Source organism: Caballeronia sp. LZ033, from assembly GCF_031451265.1.
Lineage (GTDB): Bacteria > Pseudomonadota > Gammaproteobacteria > Burkholderiales > Burkholderiaceae > Caballeronia.
This window is the reverse complement of record NZ_JARUXQ010000001.1, coordinates 513,742-522,310: the sequence shown is the minus strand read 5'-3', so window position 1 is coordinate 522,310 and position 8,569 is coordinate 513,742. Positions and strand designations below refer to the sequence as shown.

General features: G+C 66.2%; 9 protein-coding genes. 7 read left to right on the top strand and 2 right to left on the bottom strand.

The window, feature by feature from the left end:
• Positions 1 to 144: 144 nt before the first annotated feature.
• Positions 145 to 1,200: a phosphoribosylformylglycinamidine cyclo-ligase gene (purM, locus tag QCE62_RS02505; protein ID WP_309913924.1), complete on the bottom strand. Its 1,056-nt coding sequence runs from the start codon at positions 1,198 to 1,200 to the stop codon at positions 145 to 147.
• A gap of 274 nt (positions 1,201 to 1,474) precedes the next feature.
• On the opposite strand from purM, the gene hda reads away from it, so the two are divergent.
• The 7 genes from hda to QCE62_RS02470 all read left to right on the top strand — a co-directional run bounded on the left by hda (position 1,475) and on the right by QCE62_RS02470 (position 7,155).
• Positions 1,475 to 2,254 carry a DnaA regulatory inactivator Hda gene (gene hda, locus QCE62_RS02500; RefSeq protein ID WP_309919560.1) on the top strand — a complete coding sequence of 260 codons (780 nt, stop codon included), beginning with the start codon at positions 1,475 to 1,477 and terminating at the stop codon, positions 2,252 to 2,254.
• An 11-nt stretch (positions 2,255 to 2,265) separates the two neighbouring features.
• Positions 2,266 to 2,952: an HAD family hydrolase gene (locus tag QCE62_RS02495; protein ID WP_309807314.1), complete on the top strand. Its 687-nt coding sequence runs from the start codon at positions 2,266 to 2,268 to the stop codon at positions 2,950 to 2,952.
• Entirely contained in the window at positions 2,945 to 4,537 is a 1,593-nt protein-coding gene (gene pcnB, locus QCE62_RS02490) for a polynucleotide adenylyltransferase PcnB (RefSeq protein WP_309913918.1), read from the top strand. Before QCE62_RS02495 ends, pcnB begins: the two co-directional genes overlap by 8 nt.
• Before the next feature lie 96 nt (positions 4,538 to 4,633).
• Positions 4,634 to 5,182 carry a 2-amino-4-hydroxy-6-hydroxymethyldihydropteridine diphosphokinase gene (gene folK, locus QCE62_RS02485; RefSeq protein ID WP_309913917.1) on the top strand — a complete coding sequence of 183 codons (549 nt, stop codon included), beginning with the start codon at positions 4,634 to 4,636 and terminating at the stop codon, positions 5,180 to 5,182.
• Entirely contained in the window at positions 5,179 to 5,859 is a 681-nt protein-coding gene (locus tag QCE62_RS02480) for a deoxynucleoside kinase (protein WP_309913915.1), read from the top strand. Before folK ends, QCE62_RS02480 begins: the two co-directional genes overlap by 4 nt.
• 56 nt (positions 5,860 to 5,915) lie before the next feature.
• Positions 5,916 to 6,731: a 3-methyl-2-oxobutanoate hydroxymethyltransferase gene (gene panB / locus QCE62_RS02475; RefSeq protein ID WP_309913912.1), complete on the top strand. Its 816-nt coding sequence runs from the start codon at positions 5,916 to 5,918 to the stop codon at positions 6,729 to 6,731.
• A gap of 124 nt (positions 6,732 to 6,855) precedes the next feature.
• A complete protein-coding gene (locus QCE62_RS02470; RefSeq protein WP_309913909.1) occupies positions 6,856 to 7,155 on the top strand; it encodes a hypothetical protein in 300 nt (99 codons plus the stop codon).
• Between the two features lie 30 nt (positions 7,156 to 7,185).
• Here QCE62_RS02470 and QCE62_RS02465 read toward each other — a convergent pair whose 3' ends face one another.
• The gene (locus QCE62_RS02465; protein ID WP_309913906.1) at positions 7,186 to 8,118 is read right to left on the bottom strand and encodes a CopD family protein; all 933 of its coding nucleotides are present in this window, start codon (positions 8,116 to 8,118) and stop codon (positions 7,186 to 7,188) included.
• Between the last annotated feature and the right edge of the window lie 451 nt (positions 8,119 to 8,569).

The window sequence follows — 8,569 nt, the reverse complement described above, 5'->3', positions numbered from 1 at the left end:
CGCATCAAGCTGAAGCTAAAAGGGCTGAGTCCTGTGATGTACAGAACTCAGCCCTCACGGCCCTAGCCCAAAACTGTCCAACTTTGCGGGGTCAGTTCAAAAGCGCGAGGGTTTCTCTCATTCAGACTGAACAGCCCACCAGCCTCAAACCACCACCGTCTGCGCCTCGCCCGCCTGACTTTCGCGCACGACGCCGATCTTCCAGACCTGCTCGCCCGCGCCCGACAACAGACCGATGGCCGCTTCCGCATCTTCCGCCGCGACGATCACCGCCATGCCGATACCGCAGTTGAACACCCGATGCATTTCCGCATCCGCGACGCCGCCATGCTTCTGCAGCCACGCGAACAGCGGCGGCAACGGCCAGGCGCGGTGATCCAGTTCCGCCGTCAGCCCGTCGCGCAGCACGCGCGGAATGTTCTCCACCAGCCCGCCGCCGGTGATGTGCGCCATGCCCTTCACCGTGATGCTCTGCATCGCCTGCAACAGCGGCTTCACGTAGATGCGCGTGGGCGCCATCAGCGCGTCGGCGAGCGTGCGGCCGTCGAAGTCGGCGTTCAGGTCCGGATTCGCGCGCTCGATGATCTTGCGCACCAGCGAATAGCCGTTCGAATGGATGCCGCTCGACGCCAGCCCCAGCACCACGTCGCCCGGCTTGATCGTGCTGCCGTCGATGATCTTGCTCTTCTCCACCGCGCCCACCGCGAAACCCGCGAGGTCGTATTCGCCGTCGGGATACATGCCTGGCATTTCCGCCGTCTCGCCACCGATCAGCGCGCAGCCCGCCAGTTCGCAGCCCCGCGCGATGCCCTTCACGACGTCCGCTGCCGTGTCCACGTCCAGCTTGCCGCAGGCGAAGTAATCGAGGAAGAACAACGGCTCGGCGCCCTGCACGAGGATGTCGTTGACGCTCATCGCGACGAGATCCTGGCCCACGGTGTCGTGGCGGTTCAGCGTGAACGCGAGACGCAGCTTGGTGCCGACGCCGTCCGTGCCCGACACGAGCACCGGCTCCTTGTACTTCTTCGGCACCTCGAACAGCGCGCCGAATCCGCCGATGCCGCCCAGCACGCCATCACGCAACGTCTTCTTGGCAAAGGGCTTGATGCGATCGACGAGCGCGTCGCCGGCGTCGATGTCCACGCCCGCGTCGCGGTAAGACAAACCTTGGGTTTCCGGGGTGGATTTCGGCTGATTCATGGGGGAGGTGCGAGAAGGTCGGTAAAATGCGATTTTACCCGATGATGACCCGCCGACCGATTCTCACGCTGTTGCCACGCGCGAGCATCGCTGCGGCAGCGGCGCCCCGGACTCCGGCGCGGCCGTGCGTCGCGCCCGTTACGGCGCGCGCACGGCCGGCGGCGGTTATCCTGCACCACCGCGTCGCTCATCCGCGCCGCCTGCCCGCGTCGCGCACCCGCGCGGCCTGGCCGCACGTTTCGAAACCTGCCCGACCCCAGGCCCGACGACTCCGATTCCCGTGCAACGCCAACTGACGCTCGATCTCGGCACGCCGCCGCCCGCCACCTTCGCCAACTTCTTCGCCACCGGCAATCACGAACTGATTTCGCGGCTGCGCGACCTCGAAGGCGCGCTCGCGGCCGGACCGGTCGCCGACCGCACGTTCTATATCTGGGGCGAGCCGGGCAGCGGCCGCAGTCACTTGCTGCAGGCGCTGATCCACGAAGCCAGCGGCCACGCGCGCTATATGAGCCCGCAAAGCGCCCTCAACGCGTTCAACTTCGATCCGCGCGTGACGCTCTATGCCGTCGACGATTGCGATGTCCTTTCACCCGCCCAGCAGATCGCCCTCTTCAACCTGTTCAACGAAGTGCGCGCGCATCCGCTGAGCGCGCTGGTCGCAACCGGCAACGACGCGCCGCTCGCGCTCACGGTGCGCGAAGACCTGCGCACCCGGCTTGGCTGGGGTCTCGTGTTCCATCTCCAGCCGCTCTCCGACGACGCCAAGGCCGCCGTGCTGAAGCACGCGGCGCGCGAGCGCGGCATCGTGCTGGCGGACGACGTGCCGGGCTACCTGCTCACGCATTTTCGCCGCGACATGCCGAGCCTGATGGCGCTGCTCGACGAACTCGACCGCTTCTCGCTCGAACAGAAACGCGCGGTGACGCGCCCGCTGCTGCGCGCCATGCTGCAACAGGGCGGACGCGGCGCGCCGGCCGACCTGCCCGGCGAGCCGTCCGGTCCGGATGCGCCGCCCGCCGCCCCGGACAACGATCCGACCCGCTTCAAGTAAAATGCGCACCCATGAACCTCGCCCTCTTTGATCTCGACCACACGCTCATCCCCACCGACAGCGACCACGAATGGGGCCGCTTCATGGTGAAGCTGGGCATCGTCGACGCGGATTCCTTCGCGCGCCAGAACGATGCCTTCTACGCCGACTACAAGGCGGGCGTGCTCGACATCAACGCCTATCTGCATGCCATGCTCGCGCCGCTCGCGAAATATTCGCGCGCGCAGCTCACCGACTGGCACGCGCAGTTCATGCAGGAAGTGATCAACCCGCGCATCGTGCCGTCCGCCGTCACGCTGGTGCGCGAGCATCAGGACAACGGCGACCTCTGCTGTCTCGTCACCGCGACCAACGCGTTCATCACCGCGCCGATCGCCGAGGCCTTCGGCATCGAAACGCTGATCGCCTGCGAAGTCGAAACCGTCGACGATCATCCGCACGGCGCGCTCACCGGCAAGCCGACCGGCACGCCGAGCTATCGCGAGGGCAAGATCGTGCGCGTGGAGCAGTGGCTCGCCACGCTCGGCAAGACGCTCGACGACTTCAAGCACAGCTTCTTCTACAGCGACTCGCATAACGACATCCCGCTCCTCGAGCGCGTCACCGACCCCGTCGCCACCAATCCCGACGACACCCTGCGCGCGCATGCGCAAGCCCGAGGCTGGCGCATTCTGAATCTCTTCGACACACGTGATTAAAAAACTCATCCGCAAGCTGTTCGGGCAAGAAAGCGCCGAATCCATCGGGACCGCGCCCAACGACACGCCGACAGCTTCGCCCGACGCCCGCCCTGCCCGCCCCGCCAGCAGAAGCCCGCGCAAGAAAGCCGCCGCGCCGCCCCGGCGCGACCCGAGCGTGCCGGTCATCCTGTCGTCGGAGATCCACGGCATCGATCCGTCGCTGATCTCGAAGAACGCCGTGCGCGTCACCGACGGCCTGCAGCATGCGGGGCATCGCGCGTTCATCGTCGGCGGCGCGGTGCGCGACCTGTTGCTCGGCGTCGCGCCCAAGGACTTCGACGTCGCCACCGACGCGACCCCCGACCAGGTGCAGAAGCTGTTCCGCCGCGCGCGCATCATCGGCCGGCGCTTTCAGATCGTGCACGTGCAGTTCGGACAGGACATCATCGAGACCTCGACCTTCCGCGCGCTGATGGACGCGCCGCCGGAACCCGCCGCCGAGCCGCCGCGCCGGCTGAAGCGCGGTGAACTCGACAGCCGCACGCACGCCGTGGATGCGAGCGGCCGCGTGCTGCGCGACAACGTCTGGGGCGAGCAGCACGAGGACGCCACGCGCCGCGACTTCACCATCAACGCGATGTACTACGATCCGGCCACGCAGACCGTGCTGGACTATCACGACGGCATGGCCGACATCCGCGCGCGCCTGCTGCGCATGATCGGCGACCCGGCCACGCGTTATCGCGAGGACCCGGTGCGCATGCTGCGCGTGGTGCGCTTCGCGGCGAAGCTCGGTTTCGAGATTGACGAAGCCACGCGCGCGCCGATCAAGGAACTCGCCGACCTGATGAACAACGTGCCGGCCGCGCGTCTGTTCGATGAAATGCTCAAGCTGCTGCTGTCCGGCCACGCGCTCGCGTGTCTCACGCGGCTGCGTCAGGAAGGTCTGCATCATGGCGTGCTGCCCTTGCTCGACGTAGTGCTCGAACAGCCGCACGGCGAGAAGTTCGTCACGCTCGCGCTCACCAGCACCGACGAACGCGTGCGCGCGGGCAAGCCGGTGTCGCCGGGCTTCCTGTTCGCCACGCTGTTGTGGCACGACGTGCAGACCCGCTGGCAGCAATACACGGCGAACGGCGAGTATCCGGTGCCGGCGCTGCATCGCGCGATGGACGACGTGCTCGACATGCAGACCGAGAAGCTCGCGATCCACAAGCGCTTCTCGTCCGACATGCGCGAGATCTGGGGTCTTCAGCACCGGCTGGAAAAACGCGGCCGCAGTGCGCTGAAGCTGCTCGAACACCCGCGCTTCCGGGCGGGGTATGATTTCCTGCTGCTGCGTTGCGAATCGGGCGAACTCGATGCGGAGATCGGTCAATGGTGGAGCGACTTCATCGAGAGCGATCACGTTGCACGTGAAGGCCTGCTCACGCAAGGCGGCAAGGAAAGCAGCGGCCCGAAGAAGCGGCGCCGCCGCAGCAATGCCAAGCGCCGTTCGGGCGATGCCGCCGCAGCCGGTCCGCAAACCGAAATGAATTCAGGCAGTGTTGACGGCCCCGCACCGGACAACGCAAGCAGGCGCGAAGACGCGGACAACGCATGACGCAGGTTTTGGTTAAAGTAGCGCAGAGCGACATCGCCTGAGTGTGTCGCTTGTCCGCTTCTGCTTTTGCTGAGACCCACGCGTAGGACTTCTGCCATGACGATTGCTTATCTGGGCCTGGGAGCGAATCTCGGCGATGCGCGCCAGACCCTGAAAGACGCCGTCGTGTGTCTCGCCCAGCAGCACACGATCACCGTGCTCGCGAAGTCGAGCCTCTACCGGACTGCGCCCATCGACGCCACCGGCGACGACTACTTCAACTGCGTCGTCAAGCTCGAGACCAGCCTGCCCGCCCGCGCGCTGCTGCGTCTGTGCCACGGCATCGAAGAGCAGTTCGGACGCGAGCGGCCGTATCGCAACGCGCCGCGCACGCTCGATCTCGACATCCTGCTGTATGGCGCATCGAGCGTCGACGAACCGGATCTCGTCGTGCCGCATCCGCGCATGACCGAGCGCGCCTTCGTGCTGGTGCCGCTCATCGAACTCGAACCCGATCTCATCCTGCCCCAGCGCGGCCGCGCGGATGCCTTCATGGCGGCCGTCGTCGAGCAGCGCATCGAGAAAGTCGCCGCCTGCCAGTGCATGGCCGGCTCACCCGCGCGCGGCGCGAATCCCGCCGCCTCCAACAAGACCGATTGCCGATGAGCGTCCCGCCTCTGACCGTCACCGCGCCGCAACTCAAGCCGCCGCATCGCTACATTGCGATCGAAGGGCCGATCGGCGTCGGCAAGACCACGCTTGCCACGCTGCTCGCCGAACGCTGGTCGATGCGCACGCTGTTCGAGCGTCCGCAGGACAACCCGTTTCTCGAACGCTTCTATCGCGACACGACGCGCCACGCGCTCGCCACGCAACTGAGCTTTGCGTTGCAGCGCACGGCGCAGGCAGCGGAGGCCACCGGCATCGTCGCGAGCGGCACGCCGCTGATGGCCGACTTCGTCACGCAGAAGAGCGAACTGTTCGCGCGCCTCACGCTGAGCGACGATGAGTTCCAGTTGTACAAGGACATCGCGGGCCGTCTGCACGCCAGCGGTCCCGCGCCCGATCTCGTCATCTATCTGCAGGCCAGTCCCGAAGTGCTGTTCTCGCGCATTCAAAAGCGCGCGCTGCCGATGGAACTGCAGATCTCCGACGCCTATCTGCGCGCGCTGTGCGACGCCTACAACGAGTTCTTCTATCACTACGACGCGACGCCGCTGCTCACCGTGAACGCGGAACATCTGAATCCGCTCGCGTCGGATGAAGATCTCGCCTTGCTTCTGGAGCGCATCGACAGCATGCGCGGGCGCAAGGAATTCTTTGTCAAGGGCGTGTCGGCGTGAGCGCATGACGGCGTAGTGATGCAACGGCGCCCTTTCTCCTCTCCAGTGAAACCATCATGACGTACCTGCAGGAAACGAATCGCTCGACGATCACCGTCCCCAAGCTCCAGGCCATGCGCGAGGCAGGCGAACGCATCGCGATGCTGACCTGCTACGACGCGAGCTTCGCCGCGCTGCTCGACCGCGCGGGCGTCGATGTGCTGCTGATCGGCGACTCGCTCGGCAACGTGCTGCAAGGTCACGGCACGACGCTGCCGGTGACGGTGGACGACATCGCCTATCACACGGCCTCGGTGACGCGCGGCAACAAGAGCGCGCTGATCGTCGCCGACATGCCGTTCGGCACGCTCGGCTCGAAGGAAGAAGCCTTTGGTCACGCCGTCAAGCTGATGCGCGCGGGCGCGCAGATGGTGAAGATCGAAGGCGGCGAGTGGCTCGCGGAAACGGTGCGCTTTCTCGTCGAACGGTCGATTCCGGTGTGCGGGCATGTTGGCCTGACGCCGCAATCGGTGCATGCGTTCGGCGGCTTCAAGGTGCAGGGCAAATCGGACGCCGCGGCCGAACGCATGAAGCGCGACGCCCTCGCGCTCCAGGAAGCGGGCGCGCAACTGCTCGTGATCGAAGCCGTGCCCACTCTGCTCGCCCGTGACGTGACGCAGGGCCTCGCCATTCCGACGATCGGCATCGGCGCGGGTATCGACTGTTCCGGACAGGTGCTCGTGCTGCACGACATGCTCGGCATCTTTCATGGCAAGCGTCCGCGCTTCGTGAAGGATTTCATGCAGGGTCAGCCGAACATCTTCGCCGGCGTCGAGGCCTATGTCCGCGCGGTCAAGGACGGCAGCTTCCCCGGTCCGGAACACACCTTCTGACGCGCTGCGGGCCGCACGCTCCGGCCCTGCATATCCTGCCCACGAATTGCGTTTTCTCGTACATACTGGCGAGCTTCTTGCGGCTATGCTCGACAACAGTCACTAAAAAACAGCGAGAACGATCATGTGGCAAGTTCTTCCCGACGAGTACGTTCGGGCCCAGCTGGCAGTCGGTTCACTCGTCGCGCTCGGGGTGGCGCGCGTGGTGGCAGCGGGCATCGGCGCCCAGCGCGGATGGCGCATCACGCGGGTGACGCGCTGTTTCATCGGCGCGGCGGCGGTGTTCTGCTTGCCGCAACTGCTCGAAGTCATCTTTTATAGCGACTCGCACCTGGCCTTCGTCGAATTGCAGGGGAAGGTCATCGGCTGCGCGGTGGCACTGTTCTGTGCGCCGATCGTCAGTCACCGGCTCGGGTACGAATAGGCGGAGAGTCGAACAGGCGCGGCCAGCCGCTCAACCCGCGAGCGACGCGCCCGGCACGCTGTGAGACAACACGGCCGCGGCGACGAACACGCCGGCCATCAGCAATGCTTCGAGGCGCAGGACGTTGATGACCGTGTGCGCATCCGCTGTCGCCGCGCTGCGTTGCAAACGCGGCAATCCCGACCAGCGGTTCAGCGCGCCGAGCAGCAGCGCCACCGCGATCAAGCCAAGTTTGACGAGCAGCGCGTGACCCCATGCGCTCGACATGAGCACACCCGGCGAGCCGCCGGTGCCGCGCCACGCATTGAACGCGCCCGTCGCGATGACCAGCGCCACGGCAACCATCGCCGCGCGCGACATGCGCGCCGTCAGGCGGATCAGCGTTGCGCGCGCCGTCGATGTATCCAGCGCCGGCAACACCCACGCGCCCGCGATGACCACGCCGCCCCATCCAGCCGTTGCAAGCAGATGAAGCGCCTGCACGGCTTCGGCCGCGGAGAACGCGCCGGCGTCGGCCGCATGGCCGACCGCCGACTTGCCCGCCGCCACGATCAGCACCGCGCACGCTGCCAGTCCCGTCCGCGCTGCCGATGCCGGCCGGTCCGACACGGCGGCAAGCCACAACAGCACGCTGCCCGCCAGACTGACCGATCCGCCGATACCCGCATGCGTGCCCGTGGCCACGAGCCACAGCGAGGCGCCGGCCTCGAGGACCGGCGCGCCGCTCATCGCCGCTGCTTCCAGCCAGAGCGACGCAAAGCTGCACAGCACGAGCACGCTCGCGGCGCCGGCCCCGATGCGCGCGGCCCGTTGCCAGCCGGCCAGCGCCGGCGAAAGCGGCGCAAAGGCCTGTTCCCGGGACAGCCACACTCTGAACATCAAGGCGCCAAGCGCGCAGGCGAAAGCGATATCCGCGGCCGCCGCGAAAGCGGTCTGCGCGAACCAGAGGGAATCGTCACTCATCGTGCAAGGTGTACTGCAAGAGCAAAGGGAAGGCGCATGGCCAGGAGGATGATCCTGGCGAGAAACCGGAGCGAGTCTAAACCAGGCCGGAGAAGTCGATCGGACAGGTCACGGTGCGGCACAGCATCGATTGCCTGCAAAACGCCTTGCAATTTGCCCATGCACTTCCGAAACTGCATGGATCGTAAGGGCTGAAGCGTGCTTCCGAGTCGAGTCTTTGTCGAATGACAAGGCCTGGCTTTTGAACCGTTCGCTGCTGCGCGGCAAATTGTCGCGAATGCGCTGCAACCGGACTCACGGCGTGATTGTGTCAAATAGTCATCATCATGCATCGATGATAGAATGCCGCGTCGCATCAGAGGCTCGTCGAGCCGCTGTGGCCGTGGTCCGCCACCTGTCGCCACTGTCAGTCCCCTGCGTGGCCGTGGTTCGCCACCTTCGCACCGAGCCG